This is a genomic window from Burkholderia dolosa, assembly GCF_902499135.1.
Classification (GTDB): domain Bacteria; phylum Pseudomonadota; class Gammaproteobacteria; order Burkholderiales; family Burkholderiaceae; genus Burkholderia; species Burkholderia dolosa.
In genome coordinates this window covers 1-585 of the sequence record NZ_CABVPR010000161.1, presented here as the reverse complement: position 1 = coordinate 585, position 585 = coordinate 1, and the positions used below count along the sequence as shown (strand labels likewise).

The following is a 585-nucleotide window of genomic DNA, read 5'->3' as shown; positions in this document are numbered from 1 at the left end:
GCCGGTTCTCTTTCGAGCACTCCCGAATCTCTTCAGGATTCCGACCATGTCAAGGGTAGGTAAGGTTTTTCGCGTTGCATCGAATTAATCCACATCATCCACCGCTTGTGCGGGTCCCCGTCAATTCCTTTGAGTTTTAATCTTGCGACCGTACTCCCCAGGCGGTCAACTTCACGCGTTAGCTACGTTACTAAGGAAATGAATCCCCAACAACTAGTTGACATCGTTTAGGGCGTGGACTACCAGGGTATCTAATCCTGTTTGCTCCCCACGCTTTCGTGCATGAGCGTCAGTATTGGCCCAGGGGGCTGCCTTCGCCATCGGTATTCCTCCACATCTCTACGCATTTCACTGCTACACGTGGAATTCTACCCCCCTCTGCCATACTCTAGCCCGCCAGTCACCAATGCAGTTCCCAGGTTGAGCCCGGGGATTTCACATCGGTCTTAGCGAACCGCCTGCGCACGCTTTACGCCCAGTAATTCCGATTAACGCTCGCACCCTACGTATTACCGCGGCTGCTGGCACGTAGTTAGCCGGTGCTTATTCTTCCGGTACCGTCATCCCCCGGCTGTATTAGAGCCA

1 rRNA gene is annotated in these 585 nt (G+C 53.7%); it reads right to left on the bottom strand.

Features of this window, described 5'->3' with window-relative positions:
• Positions 1-585, bottom strand: a 16S ribosomal RNA gene (locus BUB20358_RS28025); the annotation flags it as partial.